Origin of the sequence: Extensimonas soli, assembly GCF_029211265.1 — a bacterium.
Lineage (GTDB): Bacteria > Pseudomonadota > Gammaproteobacteria > Burkholderiales > Burkholderiaceae_C > Extensimonas > Extensimonas soli.
Genome location: NZ_JARGEL010000013.1, coordinates 176,750 through 190,202, shown reverse-complemented (window position 1 = coordinate 190,202; position 13,453 = coordinate 176,750). Strand labels below are relative to the sequence as shown.

Below are 13,453 nucleotides of genomic sequence, written 5' to 3'. Positions count from 1 at the left end.
CCCTTCGGCTCCGAACCGACCCGCATGAAGTTTTCCACTCGCGCCGCGCACATAGAGCCGTTTTACGTGATGGAGGTGGCCAAGGCTGCCCAGGCGCAGGCACGTGCACTCGCGGGCACGCGCTCGCCCATGATTTTTCTCAACATCGGCGAGCCCGACTTCACGGCCCCGCCGCTGGTGCAGGAAGCCGCCGTGCGCGCCATCCACGCGGGCAGCACGCAATACACGCCCGCACTCGGCCTCGACGCGCTGCGCGAGCGCATCAGCGGCTGGTACCAGGAGCGCTTTGGCGTCAGCGTGCCGGCGCGGCGCATCGTGGTCACGGCGGGGGCTTCGGCGGCGCTGCAGCTCGCCTGCCTGGCGCTGATCGACGCGGGCGACGAAATCCTCATGCCCGACCCGAGCTACCCCTGCAACCGGCACTTCGTAAGTGCTGCCGAAGGCCGCGCCGTGCTGCTGCCCGCCACGGCACAGGAGCGCTTTCAGCTCAGCGCCGCGCAAGTACAGGCCGCCTGGGGCGACAAAACGCGCGGCGTGCTCCTCGCCTCGCCCTCCAACCCCACGGGCACCTCGATCGCGCCCGACGAATTGCGCCGCATCCACGACGTCGTGCAGGCGCATGGCGGCATCACGCTGATCGACGAGATCTACCTTGGCCTGTCCTACGACGCCACGTATGGCCAGACGGCGCTCGCGCTGGGCGAAGACCTCATCAGCATCAACAGCTTCAGCAAATACTTCAACATGACGGGCTGGCGCCTGGGCTGGATGGTCGTGCCCGAAGCCATGGTGCCCGTGGTGGAGCGCCTCGCGCAAAACCTGTTCATCTGCGCAAGCACGGTGGCGCAGCACGCGGCGCTGGCCTGCTTCGAGCCCGAAAGCATCGCCGAATACGAGCGCCGGCGCGCCGAATTCAAGGCGCGGCGCGACTATTTCATCCCGGCGCTGCAGGCGCTGGGCCTTGCCGTGCCCGTGACGCCCGATGGCGCGTTTTATGCTTGGGCTGACTGCAGCGCCGCTGCCGAACGCCTGGGCGTGCAGGGCAGCTGGGACTTCGCCTTGGAGCTGATGCGCCGCGCCCACCTGGCCGTGACGCCGGGGCGCGACTTTGGCAGCTTCGAGACGCAGCGCTTCGTGCGCTTTTCCACGGCCAACGCGCTGCCCCAGTTGCAGGAAGCCATGGCGCGGCTGCAAACCTTGCTGGGCTGAGAGGATGTGCACAATCGACGAACAGGAGGTGCGTCCATGGCATTCGAATGGCCGGTCCGCGTTTACTGGGAAGACACCGATGCCGGCGGCATCGTCTTCCACGCCAATTACCTCAAATACTTCGAACGCGCACGCACCGAATGGCTGCGCGCGCGCGGCATCGAGCAGGGTGCGCTGCGGGAACAAACCGGAGGCGTTTTTGTCGTAACCGACTCCCACCTGCGCTACCTGCGCCCGGCGCGCCTCGACGATGCGCTGATCGTCACCGCCAAAGTGCAGGAAACAGGGCGCGCATCGCTTTCCATGCTACAACAGGTACTCCTCAAAACAGAGCAAGCCGCGCAGCAGACGGCATCCTTGCTGGTCGAAGCCGTCATCCGTGTCGGCTGGGTCGATGCCTCCACCCTGCGTCCTGCGCGCATGCCCCCTTGGCTTCTGGAACGACTTTCATGAATGCACAAAACATGTCCATCCTTACCCTGGTGCTGCACGCCAGCTGGGTGGTGCAACTCGTCATGCTGCTGCTGCTGGGCGTCTCGATCGCCAGCTGGGGCACGATTTTTCGCAAGCTCATCACCGTGCGGCGCGTGAAGGCGCTCAACGAGGACTTCGAGCGCGAATTCTGGTCCGGCACCAGCCTGAACGACTTATACGCCAGCGCGGCGCAGAACGCCCGCCAGGGCGGGCCCATGGAACGCATCTTCGCGAGCGGCATGCGTGAATACCAAAAGCTGCGCGAGCGCCGCATCAGCGACCCGGGCACGCTGCTCGACGGCGCCCGCCGCGCGATGCGCGCGAGCCTGCAGCGCGAGATGGACGTGATCGAATCCGGCCTCTCGCTGCTGGCCTCGGTGGGTTCGGTCTCGCCCTATGTGGGGCTGTTCGGCACGGTGTGGGGCATCATGCACGCCTTCACCGGCTTTGCGGGCATGGAGCAGGTCACGCTTGCCACGGTGGCGCCGGGCATCGCCGAAGCGCTCGTGGCCACGGCCATAGGCCTTTTCGCCGCCATTCCGGCAGTGCTCGCCTACAACCGCTTTGCACACGACATCGACCGCGTGACCCTCCAGCAAGAGACCTTCATCGAAGAGTTCTCCAACATCCTGCAGCGCAACCTGGGCGCGCCCGCACCCAGCGCCGCCACCTCGGCGTCGGGCCGCTGAAACCAACCCAAACGCCAAGGAACCACCGATGCCCGCTCTGGCTTCGCGCGGCCGCGGCCGCCGCACCATCAATGAAATCAACATGGTGCCCTTCATCGACGTCATGCTGGTGCTGCTCATCATTTTCATGGTCACGGCGCCCATGCTCACGCCCGGCACCATCAATGTGCCCAAGGTCGGCAAGGCCAACCGCCAGCCGGTCAAATACGCCACCGTGCTCATCGCCAAGGACGGCCGCCTGCAGTTCAAGGCTGACGGCAGCAGCCGCAGCGTGAGCGAAAAAGAAGCCGCCGAGGCCGCGCTGCGCTGGCAGCAAGGCCAGGCGGACGATCAAGCCGCCGTCATCATCGCGGCCGACAAGAGCGTGACCTACGAAACCGTGGTCAAGGCCATGGGCGCATTGCAAAAAGCCGGCGTGCAGCGCGTGGGCCTGTCGGTCACCCAGGGAGGCGGCTGAAGCCCCCGGCCCCGCCCCTCCCCCACGCCATGACCTCATCCCTGCATCGCGAGCCCCTGGCGCCGCCGCCCGCGCCCGGACGGGGGCCGGCCACCCTGCTGTCGCTGCTCGCGCATGGTTTGCTGCTCGCCGCGCTGGCCTGGGGCGTGCGCTGGAAGGCGAGCAGCGAACAGGCCGTCGTGCAGGCCGAGCTCTGGTCCGCGCTGCCGCAGCAGGCGGCGCCGCGCATGGCGCCGCCCCCGCCCGCACCCCCACCGGCGCCAGAGCCGGCACCACGCGTACCCACGCCGCAGCCGCCCATCCGCACGGCTGCGCCCGACCCGCGCGATGCCGACATCGCCCTGGAACGCCAGAAAATGCGCGAGGAACAGGCCCGCCAGCAGGCGCTGGAGCGGGCCCGCGAGGAAAAGCGCGCACGCGAACAAAAGGAACGCGAGCAAAAAGAAAAAGCAAAAGCCGCGCAGGAAAAAGCGGCGCAGGAAAAGGCCGCGCGCGCCAAGGCAGAGCGCGAGAAAGCCGAACGCGACAAAGCCGCGCAGGAAAGGCTCGCACAGCAGAAAAAACAGGCCGAAGACAAGCGCAAGGCCGAAGCGCAGACGCGCCAGCTCGAAGCGCAGCGCCAGGAAAACCTGCGCCGCATGCAAAGCCTGGCCGGCGCCACCGGTGACGCCAACGCCACGGGCAAAGACCTGCGCAGCGCCGGGCCGTCGGGGCCGTCGAGCAGCTATGCCGGCAAGGTGGTGGCCAAGGTCAGGCCCAACATCGTCTATCCCGACGAGGTCGTCGGCAACCCGCGCGCCGAGGTCGAGGTGCGCACCGCGCCCGACGGCACCATCGTCGGCACGCGCCTGCTGCAGTCCAGCGGCAACAAGGCCTGGGACGATGCCGTGCTGCGCGCGCTGCAAAAGACCGAAACGCTGCCGCGCGACATCGACGGCCGCGTGCCCTCGTCGCTCGTGATCGTGTTCCGGCCCAAAGACTGAGCGCACCCGCCTGGCCCTGCCGCTGCATGGGTTTTTCGCTCGTTTTCCCGATGTTTGGGACAATCGCCCCATGACCCTCCGAAGCCCCGAACTGCTGCTGCCCGCCGGCTCGCTCGACAAAATGCGCGCGGCCTACGACTTTGGCGCCGACGCCGTGTATGCCGGCCAGCCGCGCTACAGCCTGCGTGCGCGCAACAACGAATTCCGCCTCGAGCAAATCGCACAAGGCATTGCCGAGGCGCACGCGCGCGGCAAAAAATTCTTCGTCACGAGCAACCTGCTGCCACACAACGACAAGGTGCGCACCTACCTGCGCGACATCGAGCCCGTGATCGCGTTGCGCCCCGACGCGCTCATCATGGCCGACCCTGGCTTGATCATGCTCGTGCTCGAAAAAATGGAGCACGGCGGCTGGCCCGAGGTGCCCATCCACCTCTCGGTGCAAGCCAACACCATGAACTACGCGGCCGTGAAGTTCTGGCAGAAGGTGGGCATCGCACGCATCATCCTCTCGCGCGAGCTGAGCCTCGACGAAGTCGCCAAAATCCGCGACGAATGCCCCGACATCGAGCTCGAAGTGTTCGTGCACGGCGCGCTGTGCATCGCCTATTCGGGCCGCTGCCTGCTCTCGGGCTACTTCAACCGGCGTGACCCGAACCAGGGCACCTGCACCAACGCCTGCCGCTGGAATTACCAGACGCGCCCCGCCGCGCTCGACCCCAACACCGGCGAGCCCATCGCCCAGCCCATGGAAGCCGACTTCAGCTTCAACCAGGCGCAGGAAGAGGCGCAGGCCACGTTTGCGGCCTGCGGCGGCAGCGCACGCCATCCGCTCGCCGACCAGGTCTATCTGCTCGAAGAAAAAGAGCGCCCCGGCCAGCTCATGCCCATCATGGAGGACGAGCACGGCACCTACATCATGAACAGCAAGGACTTGCGCGCCGTCGAACACGTGCAGCGGCTGGTGGAAATCGGCGTGGACTCGCTCAAGATCGAGGGCCGCACCAAGAGCCTGTACTACGTCGCGCGCACGGCGCAGGTGTATCGCCGCGCGATCGACGACGCCGTGGCCGGGCGGCCGTTCGACCCGACGCTGATCACCGAACTCGAGGGCCTGGCCAACCGCGGCTACACGAGCGGCTTTTTGGAGCGCCGCCCCATGCACGACTACCAGAACTATGAAACAGGCCACTCCACGGCGCGGCGCAGCCAGTTCGTCGCCGAGGTGCGCGCCGTGGGCGATGGCTGGGCCGAGGTGGAAACGAAAAACCGCTTCGACGTGGGCGACCTGCTCGAAGTCATCCACCCGAGCGGCAACCGCCTGCTGCGCCTGACGCAGATGGTTAACCTCGAGGGCCAGCCCGTGCAATGCGCCCAGGGCAGCCCGGTGCGCGTGCGCATTCCGCTCGAAGGACCCGCCGAGGGCGCCTTGCTCGCGCGCGTGCTCGAGTCTGCATAAAGTCCCCCGCAGCAAAAAGCGCCGACATACGGCGCTTTTTTTGTGGGTAAACCAAGTTTCGCTGTTACCGCGCCGCGCGAAAGCGCGGCAGCACCACGCCCGTATCGCCCACGGGCTCGCACACCAGTTCGACCGGCATGTCGAAAGTCACGGCGAGCGGGTCGTCGCCGACGAAGGAGCTGATCATGCGCGGTCCCTCTGCGAGCTCGACCAGCAGTACGGCGTAAGGCGTGTCGTGCTTGAAGGCCGGGCCGGGCGCGCGGTACACCACGCTGAACGAATGCACGGTGCCGCGCCCGCTCGCAGGGCGATGCTCCAAGTGCTCGCTGCCGCACTCACGGCAGATGGCCTGCTGGTAAAACTGCACGTGGCCACATTGCTTGCAATGCTGCAGCAGCAGTTTGCCTTCTCGAATACCGCGCCAATACGCCTCGGAATCGGCATCGGGCATGGGCAGCGGCTTGATGTGGGCTTCTTTGGGATTGATCACAGTGTGGCCTCCGTGCCGAAGATGGTCGTGGCCTGGGTGGCAAACCCGGCGCCCAGGCTGTGCACCAGGCCGAGCTCCGCGCCCTGCACCTGGCGCTCGCCGCATTGCCCGCGCAGCTGGTGAATCACCTCGTAAAAATGGAACAAGGCACCGGGCATGCCCGAGTGCGCGAACGACAGCAGCCCGCCGTGCGTATTGCACGGAATCGCGCCGCCGTAGGTCATCTGCCGGTCTTCGACGAAGCGCCCGCCCTCGCCCTTGGGGCAAAAGCCCAGGTCTTCGAGCATCATGATCACCGTGCCCGTGAAGCAGTCATAGACACCGGCCACGTCCATGTCCTTGGGGCCGTAGCCCGCCATCGCGTAGGCCTTGGCACTCGCCTGCACGGCGCCGGTGGTCGTGATCGAGGGCATGAGGAAAATGTGCTCGTGCGTGTAGCACTCGCCGCCGCCGAGGATGTAGACCGGCTTGGCCACGCCCAGCGCCTTGGCGCGTTCGGCCGAAGTCACGATGAAAGCCGCGCCGCCGTCGGAGATGAGCGAGCAGTCGAGCTTGTGGTAGGGCGTGGTGACCATGCCCGAGTTGAGCACGTCTTCGACCGTGAGCGGCTCGGTCATCTGCGCGCCGGGCGTGCGGCGCGCATGCTCGCGCTGGATCACCGCCACCTGCGCGAACTGCTCGGCCGTTGTGCCGAAGTCGCGCATATGGCGGTGCGCCGTCATCGCAAAGGTGTTGGCCACGGGGATGCCGAAAGGCATTTCGTACTGCTGGTCACGGCTCTCGGTCATGGAGCGCAGCGCGAGGTCGGGCGAGAGGCCCGTGAGCAGGCTGTCGCCGCCGACGACGAGCACCGTCTCGGCCAGGCCGCCGTGGATGGCCGCCGCAGCGACGTTGAACATGGTCGCCGCGGTGGCGCCCGAAACCTGCAAGGTGTTCGAGAACGTGGGCTGTATGCCCAGGTATTCGCTGATGGCGACGCTGAAGCGGTGGAACGGCGAGGCAAAGGCGTGGCTCGAGAGCACACCGTCGATGTCGGTTTTTTTGAGGCCGGCATCGGCCAGGGCTTTGTAGGCAGCATCGGCAGCGAGCGCCAGGGCGCTCTTGCCGGGCACGCGGCCCACGGCAGAGATGCCGCAGCCTATGACCGCCGTCTTGCCGCGCAGACTTCGGCTCGCAGAGGGGGAAGATGTCATGGATTCCTTTCGGTGGTGAGGTTCATGCTTTGGTGATGCGCTGGCGCAGCTGGGCCTTCAGAATCTTGCCCACGGGGTTGCGCGGGATCACATCGGTGTATTCGATGCGCTCGGGCAATTTGTACACAGCCACGCCGATCTGCTTGAGGTGCGCGACGATGTCTTCGAGCGTGGGCGGGTGCGCCTTGTCTTTGGGCACGACGTAGATGCAGGTCTTTTCGCCCATGATTTCGTCGGGCACGGCCACCGCGGCGGCCTCTTGCACGCCGGGGTGCGTGAGCACGAGGTTTTCGACCTCGGCGGCGCTGATGTTGAAGCCGCCGCGGATGATGATGTCCTTCTTGCGGTCGAAAAAGCCCACGTGGCGCTCGTCGCGCACGATGAAGTAGTCGCCCGTGCGAAAGAAGCCATCGGCCGTGAACGAGTTTTGCGCGAGGTCGGGGCGACGGTAGTAGCCCGGGAACACGTTGGGCCCGCGATAGACGAGCTCGCCGATCTGGCCCGGCTGCGTGCATTCGACATCGGCGTCATCGAGCAGCTTGACTTGTATCCCTTGCACTTTGGACGGCCACTGGATGCCGGGCTTGCCCCACCACGGGAAATGGTCGCTGCGCTGGGCAAAGTCGGGCACGTCGAGCGGCCCGGCGGTCAGGTTCGGGCCTTCGGTCTGCCCCCAGAGGTGGCAAATTTCGATATTCCAGCGGCGCTTGAACTCCTCCATGCCCCAACGCGACGGCGGCGCCGAGCCCGTGGCGATCGAGCGGATCGACGACAGGTCGAGGCTGTCCACGTTCGGCAGCTTGAGGATCATGTTCAGGATCGCAGGCACCAGGATGGTGAACTGCACATTTTCCGTGAGCATCTGACGGATCAGCAGCTCGACATTGATCGGGTGGTGCAAGAGCAGCGTGCCACGCCCGGCCAGCCAGCTCATCCAGGCCACGGCCCCCGTCATGTTGACCATGGGAGCGGGAGCGAGCACGCGGTCGCCCTCCTGGATGCCCACCACCTCGGGGATCAGCCGCATCTGGAACAGCCAGTTGTTGTGCGACATGGGGCAGCCTTTGGCGTGCGACTCGGTGCCCGAAGACCAGCACAGGCTGAAGATGTCATTGGCATCGAGCTTGACGCCGGCGAGCAGCGCCGGATCGGGCGCCTGCGCAGCCATGGCGGTGATCTCTTCGAGCGCCAGCGTCTCGTAGCCCACACGCTGCGCCATCGCGATGTGGTCGAACCCTTTGAAGTCCTTGACCCCGATATAGCGCCTGGCCTGGCCGACCTCGGCCACGTTGCGCAGTTCAGAGTCGCGCCACTGCATCGCAATGGGCGAAAGAATGCCGCCAGCGCGCGCCACGGCGAAATACAGTGCTATCAGCTCCCACACGTTGGGCAGCTGCGCGACCACGACTTCGTCTTTTTGCAGCCCCTGGCGCAGCAGCTCCGTCGCGATCGCATCAACCGCAGCACCGAACTGCTGCCAAGTGACCGAAGTAGCGGGCGTGCCTATCAGCTCGGCGCGGTCGGGCGTATCGACGACGCAGGGGCGCTGCGGCACGTCAGCGACATGCTGGGCGAGCAGGTCGAGCAACGTCTTGTGCCCCCAAAAGCCTTGCGAAACATAGTGCTTTATGGTCGCGGCCGAATGCAAAATCATGGGAAGGACTTCCTTTCAAAAAAACGCCCCAGATGCAGCGCATCCAAGGCGCAATAGTGCAGTGTTCGACGCTATCTGCGACATAAAACCGCGTCTTTTCGGCCCGGGCCGCGTTGCAAATCCTCGCGATACCACCCAGTATCGCTGCGGTTTGCGCCTTGCCCAGACCAAAAATCCATCGGTTTTATTTGTCGCATCAAGCATCAAACACTGCACTAGAAAATCAAACGCTCGCTGACAACTGTTTGCGCAAATGCGCCTTCAAAATCTTGCCCACGGGATTGCGAGGGATCACCTCCAGGTACTCGAGACGCTCGGGCAGCTTGTATGCAGCGACACCTATGCCTTTGAGGTGCGTCACGATGTCGTCGAGCGTGGGCGGTTTGGCCTTGTCCTTGGGCACGACGAAGACGCAGGTCTTCTCGCCCATGATCTCGTCAGGCACCGCAATGGCCGCGGCCTCTTGCACGCCGGGGTGCGTGAGCACGAGGTTTTCGACCTCGGCCGCGCTGACGTTGAAGCCCCCGCGGATGATGATGTCCTTCTTGCGGTCGAAAAAGCCGATGTGGTGGGCATCACGCACGATGAAAAAATCGCCGGTGCGGTAAAAACCATCGGGCGTGAATGCGCTTTGGGCCAGGTCGGGGCGACGATAGTAGCCGGCAAACACGTTCGGCCCACGGTACGCCAGCTCCCCGACCTGCCCTGGCTGCGAGCATTCTTCGCCGAGTTCGTCGAGCAGCTTGAGCTCCACCCCGCGCATGCCCGAGGGCCACTCGACGCCAGGGCAGCCCCACCACGGAAAGTGATCGGCGCGTTTGGAAAATTCGGGTACGTCCTTGGCGCCCGCAAAAATCGCCGTGCCTTCGGTCTGCCCCCAGCCGTGCACGATTTCGATGTTCCAGCGGCGCTTGAACTCCTCCATGCTCCAGCGCGACGGCTGTGAAGAGCCTGCAGCGATGCAGCGCACGCTCGCAAAATCGAGCTGATCCACCTGCGGCAGCTTGAGGATCATGTTCAGTACCGCGGGCACCAGCAGGGTGAAGTGCACGTCCTCGTGCATCATCTGCTGCAGCAGCAAAGGCATGTTGAGCGGGTGGTGCAGTAAGGTGGTGCCGCCCACTGCCATCGAAGCCAGCCAGGTGCCCACGCCTGTCATGTTGACCACGGGCGCCGTCGCAAGCACCCTGTCCCCTGGACGCAAGTCGGCCGTCTTGCGAATCAGGTTCATCTGGAAAATCCAGTTGTTGTGCGACATCGGACAGCCTTTGGAGAGGGCCTCGGTGCCCGAAGACCAACACAGGCTGAAAATATCGTTCGCATCAATGCGGATGGCGTCGAGCCGGGCCTTGTCAGCCGCGCCGCGCGCCATCTCGTTGATACGCGCCATGGGGAAGGCTGTGAACCCAAGTTTCTGCGCTATCGCGAGCGGCTCCGCCCCTTTGAACTCGGGCAGGCCAAAGAAAAAGCGCGCCTGCGTGATGTTCTTGACGTTTTGGAATTCATTGTCGCGCCACTGGATGGGCATGGGTGAGAGCACACCGCCGGCGCGGCAGACCGCCAGATACATGGCGATCAGCTCCCAGACATTGGGCAGTTGCACGACGACGATTTCGTCTTTTTGCAAGCCTAAGTCGAGCAAGCCCGTAGCGATCGCATCGACCATGGCCGAAAACTCGCGATAGCTGAATTTTTGCGCCGCGGTGCCGACAAGATCAGGCCGGTCTGCAGGATCGACCACTGCCACGCGCTCGGGCTCTTGCCTTGCCGTGTCGTGGAAGTGATCAAGCAAGGTACGTTGCCCCCAGTGTCCGCTCTGGGTGTAGCGCTGCAATGCCTCGGCACTGTGCAGGATCATGGTTTGCCTCCTTTTTTGGGTGATAGGGTTCTTTGCCGTCGCGCACACCACCAAGGCCTACAGTGTGGGAGACCCGGCCTTTCAGCCTGCGGTGTCGGCTCTTCGACGACGCCCAGACTGTGCTTGGCACTGCCGCCCATTTCCACCCGGGTTATCCCTGCCCCATGCCACAAACACTCAAAACCCGTGCAGGCTGGCGAATTCCTCGAGCGGTGCGCGCTCGGTGATGAAGGCGTTTTCTGGCGCCGAGAGGTCTTCATAACCCAGCGCGATGCCGCAGGTCAGGATTTCATGCTCGCTGATGGGCAGTTGTGCGCGCGCGATCTTGTGGTACCAGGCAAAAGCAGCCTGCGCGCAGGTATGCAAGCCCTGCCCGCGCGCTGCGAGCATGATGCTCTGGATGAACATGCCCAGGTCCATGAAGCTGCCCGTGTTCAGCCGCCGGTCCATGGTCACGAGCAGGCCCACGGGCGCATCGAAAAAGAGGTAGTTGCGCAGCATCTGCTGCTCGCGCGCGAGCTTGTCGTCGCGGCCTATGCCTAAGCTCGCATACAGACCGAGCCCGCAGCGGCGGCGGCGCTCAAGGTAGGGTTCGACCCAGGTCGTGGGATAGTAAGCGTACTCGGGGTGGTGGCGATCGGGCTCGTGCTGGGCGGCGTGGTAGATGGCCTGGCACAGCTGCGCGCGCGCATTGCCGGCCACGGCATAGACCTTCCAGGGCTGCACGTTGTTGCCGCTGGGCGCGCGCGCAGCAACCCGCAAAATGTGTTCGAGCATGGGCAACTCGACGGGCTTGGGCAGGAAACGCCGCACCGACTTGCGGCTCGTGATGGCTTCATCGACATGCATGGGCTGGATCGTCCTTGGGCTGGGGCCGCCGCGAAATTCTGGACTCGCGCGCACAAATACGTTAGGATGGCGCCATGAATTCTAACAAACAACCGTTTGCTTGGGTGCCGACGCCGGAGGACATCGCTTCCGCTCGGTTGACTGCTTTCATACACAAAACCGGCATGCCGGACTTTGACGCGCTGGCCGCACGCGCCGACGCTGACCCGGCCTGGCTGATGCAGCAGGTGTTCGAGTTTTGCGACTTCCGCTTTTACAAGCCCTACACGCAAATGCTCGACATGTCGCGCGGCCTGGAGTGGTCGCGCTGGTGTGTGGGCGGCACCACCAACGTGGTGCTCAACTGCCTCGACCGCCACCGCGGCACGCTCGTGTGGAACCAGGTCTTCCTCGAATGGGAAGGCGAAGACCCGCAGCAGCGCCGCACGCTGACCTACGCCCAGTTCGACGCCGAAGTCTGCCGCCTCGCCGCCGCACTGCAGTCACTGGGCGTGCAGCGCGGCGACCGCGTGGGCCTGTACATGCCCAACCTGCCCGAGACCTTCATCGCGTTCTTTGCCGTGCTGAAGATCGGTGCCATCCTGATGCCGCTGTTTTCAGGCTTCGGGCCGCAGCCCATCGTCTCGCGCCTCAACGACGGCCAGGCCAAGGTGGTATTGACCGTCGATGGCACCTGGCGCCGCGGCACGCCCGGCCAGATGAAGTCCGTGCTCGACGAGGCGCTGGTGGAGGTGCCCAGCGTGCAGCACGTGCTGGTGCTGCGCCACTTGGGCGATGCCATCCCCTGCCCGATGACGCCGGGACGCGACCACGACTGGGCCAGCCTCGTCGCCAAGCAACCGAGCGAACTGCCCACCGCCGAGATGGCCGCAGACGACGCCGCCATCCTGCTCTATACCTCGGGCACCACAGGCAAGCCCAAGGGCTGCGTGTGGACGCACGTGAGCTTCCTCGGCTCCATGGTCATGCGCGACATGCACATCTGCGCAGACTTCAAGTCCACCGACCGCTTCTTTTTCATGAGCGACATGGGCTGGATGGTGGGCGCGATGTGCGCCTGCGTGCCTAGCTATTTCGGCGGCAGTCTGCTCGTGGTCGAAGGCACGCCCGACTTCCCTGACACAGGCCGCTTCTGGCGTCTGGTGCAAGACTACAAGGTCACCTACCTTGGTGTCGCACCCACGCTGATCCGCAGCCTCATGCGTTATGGCGATGAAGAGGTCGAGCGTTACGACCTGTCTTCACTGCGCATTACCTGCTCGGGCGGCGAAGCCTGGACGGAAGCGCCCTGGCGCTGGTTCTTTGAGCACGTGTGCAAAAAGCGCCTGCCCATCATGAACATCGTGGGCGGCACCGAAGTGGGCGGCTGCAACTTCACCGGCACCATGATCCACCCGATGCGCCCCGGCTCCTTCGCCGCGCGCGGCCTCGGTGCGGGCGTGGACATCGTCGATGAAAGCGGCAAGCCCGTGCCGCGCGGCCAGGTGGGCGAACTGGTGCTGCGCAACCCCAACATCGGTTTCACCAAGAGTCTGTGGAACGACGACGAGCGCTATCTCGACAGCTACTGGCGCATCATCCCCGGGTTATGGGTGCATGGCGACTTTGCCATGCAGGACGAGGATGGGCTTTACTACATCCTCGGGCGCAGCGACGACACCATCAAAATCTCGGGCAAGCGCACCGGCCCATCCGAAATCGAAACCCTGCTGACCCAGACCGGCAAGGTTTCCGAGGTGGCCGTGGTGGGCGTGCCCGACGAAGTCAAGGGTTCGGCCATCGTCTGCGTGTGCGTGCCCATGCCCAATGTGCCGCCAGACGCGGCGCTCGAGGCTGAACTTTCGCAAGCAGTGGTGCACGGCATGGGCGCCTCGTACCGGCCCAGGCAGGTCGTCTTCGTGCACGATCTGCCCAAGACGCGCAACATGAAAATCATGCGCCGCGTGGTGCGTGCCGTCTATAAGGGCGACAGCCCCGGCGACTTGTCTTCGCTCGTCAACCCTGAAAGCGTGGCGGAGCTGCAGGGCAAAATCGCTCGGTAAGCAAAAACCCGCGTCGCAAAACAAAAGCCTGCGTTTCACCGCAGGCTTTTGTTTTTGACCGCTGCGGACCCGCCATGGCGGCGTGGTCGCCGCTGC

At 64.8% G+C, this 13,453-nt stretch carries 12 protein-coding genes; 7 read left to right on the top strand and 5 right to left on the bottom strand.

Features of this window, described 5'->3' with window-relative positions; genetic code table 11:
* Window positions 1-24 precede the first annotated feature (24 nt).
* From PYV55_RS04995 to trhP, 6 genes are all read left to right on the top strand, one after another.
* Complete coding sequence (locus tag PYV55_RS04995; RefSeq protein ID WP_275849586.1) at window positions 25-1,209, top strand: pyridoxal phosphate-dependent aminotransferase; 1,185 nt, start codon at window positions 25-27, stop codon at window positions 1,207-1,209.
* A 36-nt stretch (window positions 1,210-1,245) separates the two neighbouring features.
* Window positions 1,246-1,662, top strand: coding sequence for a tol-pal system-associated acyl-CoA thioesterase (gene ybgC / locus PYV55_RS04990; protein ID WP_275849585.1), 417 nt, complete (start codon window positions 1,246-1,248; stop codon window positions 1,660-1,662).
* Window positions 1,659-2,372 (top strand): protein TolQ, encoded by a 714-nt coding sequence (gene tolQ, locus PYV55_RS04985; protein WP_275849584.1) that lies wholly within the window; start codon window positions 1,659-1,661, stop codon window positions 2,370-2,372. Before ybgC ends, tolQ begins: the two co-directional genes overlap by 4 nt.
* A gap of 28 nt (window positions 2,373-2,400) precedes the next feature.
* Window positions 2,401-2,829 (top strand): ExbD/TolR family protein, encoded by a 429-nt coding sequence (locus PYV55_RS04980; RefSeq protein ID WP_275849583.1) that lies wholly within the window; start codon window positions 2,401-2,403, stop codon window positions 2,827-2,829.
* Window positions 2,830-2,858: 29 nt separating this feature from the next.
* Complete coding sequence (tolA, locus tag PYV55_RS04975) at window positions 2,859-3,812, top strand: cell envelope integrity protein TolA (protein WP_275849582.1); 954 nt, start codon at window positions 2,859-2,861, stop codon at window positions 3,810-3,812.
* Between the two features lie 70 nt (window positions 3,813-3,882).
* Entirely contained in the window at window positions 3,883-5,271 is a 1,389-nt protein-coding gene (gene trhP / locus PYV55_RS04970; protein ID WP_275849581.1) for a prephenate-dependent tRNA uridine(34) hydroxylase TrhP, read from the top strand.
* Window positions 5,272-5,335: 64 nt separating this feature from the next.
* On the opposite strand, the gene PYV55_RS04965 is transcribed toward trhP, so the two are convergent.
* The 5 genes from PYV55_RS04965 to PYV55_RS04945 form a co-directional block, all read right to left on the bottom strand.
* Window positions 5,336-5,761 (bottom strand): Zn-ribbon domain-containing OB-fold protein, encoded by a 426-nt coding sequence (locus PYV55_RS04965; RefSeq protein WP_275849580.1) that lies wholly within the window; start codon window positions 5,759-5,761, stop codon window positions 5,336-5,338.
* The gene (locus PYV55_RS04960) at window positions 5,758-6,954 is read right to left on the bottom strand and encodes a thiolase C-terminal domain-containing protein (RefSeq protein ID WP_275849579.1); all 1,197 of its coding nucleotides are present in this window, start codon (window positions 6,952-6,954) and stop codon (window positions 5,758-5,760) included. Before PYV55_RS04960 ends, PYV55_RS04965 begins: the two co-directional genes overlap by 4 nt.
* A gap of 22 nt (window positions 6,955-6,976) precedes the next feature.
* Window positions 6,977-8,608: a class I adenylate-forming enzyme family protein gene (locus PYV55_RS04955; protein WP_275849578.1), complete on the bottom strand. Its 1,632-nt coding sequence runs from the start codon at window positions 8,606-8,608 to the stop codon at window positions 6,977-6,979.
* 223 nt (window positions 8,609-8,831) lie between these two features.
* A complete protein-coding gene (locus PYV55_RS04950) occupies window positions 8,832-10,466 on the bottom strand; it encodes a class I adenylate-forming enzyme family protein (protein ID WP_275849577.1) in 1,635 nt (544 codons plus the stop codon).
* Between the two features lie 177 nt (window positions 10,467-10,643).
* Window positions 10,644-11,315 carry a nitroreductase gene (locus tag PYV55_RS04945; protein WP_275849576.1) on the bottom strand — a complete coding sequence of 224 codons (672 nt, stop codon included), beginning with the start codon at window positions 11,313-11,315 and terminating at the stop codon, window positions 10,644-10,646.
* Window positions 11,316-11,479: 164 nt separating this feature from the next.
* Between PYV55_RS04945 and PYV55_RS04940 the strand changes: the two genes are divergently transcribed.
* Entirely contained in the window at window positions 11,480-13,357 is a 1,878-nt protein-coding gene (locus PYV55_RS04940) for an AMP-binding protein (protein ID WP_275849575.1), read from the top strand.
* Window positions 13,358-13,453 lie beyond the last annotated feature (96 nt).

Bases quoted from the DNA above. Each gene is read 5' to 3' on its own strand.
- PYV55_RS04995 (WP_275849586.1), top strand. From the start codon at position 25: ATGAAGTTTTCCACTCGCGCCGCGCACATAGAGCCGTTTTACGTGATG.
- ybgC (WP_275849585.1), top strand. From the start codon at position 1,246: ATGGCATTCGAATGGCCGGTCCGCGTTTACTGGGAAGACACCGATGCC.
- tolQ (WP_275849584.1), top strand. From the start codon at position 1,659: ATGAATGCACAAAACATGTCCATCCTTACCCTGGTGCTGCACGCCAGC.
- PYV55_RS04980 (WP_275849583.1), top strand. From the start codon at position 2,401: ATGCCCGCTCTGGCTTCGCGCGGCCGCGGCCGCCGCACCATCAATGAA.
- tolA (WP_275849582.1), top strand. From the start codon at position 2,859: ATGACCTCATCCCTGCATCGCGAGCCCCTGGCGCCGCCGCCCGCGCCC.
- trhP (WP_275849581.1), top strand. From the start codon at position 3,883: ATGACCCTCCGAAGCCCCGAACTGCTGCTGCCCGCCGGCTCGCTCGAC.
- PYV55_RS04960 (WP_275849579.1), bottom strand. From the start codon at position 6,954: ATGACATCTTCCCCCTCTGCGAGCCGAAGTCTGCGCGGCAAGACGGCG.
- PYV55_RS04955 (WP_275849578.1), bottom strand. From the start codon at position 8,608: ATGATTTTGCATTCGGCCGCGACCATAAAGCACTATGTTTCGCAAGGC.
- PYV55_RS04950 (WP_275849577.1), bottom strand. From the start codon at position 10,466: ATGATCCTGCACAGTGCCGAGGCATTGCAGCGCTACACCCAGAGCGGA.
- PYV55_RS04945 (WP_275849576.1), bottom strand. From the start codon at position 11,315: ATGCATGTCGATGAAGCCATCACGAGCCGCAAGTCGGTGCGGCGTTTC.
- PYV55_RS04940 (WP_275849575.1), top strand. From the start codon at position 11,480: ATGCCGGACTTTGACGCGCTGGCCGCACGCGCCGACGCTGACCCGGCC.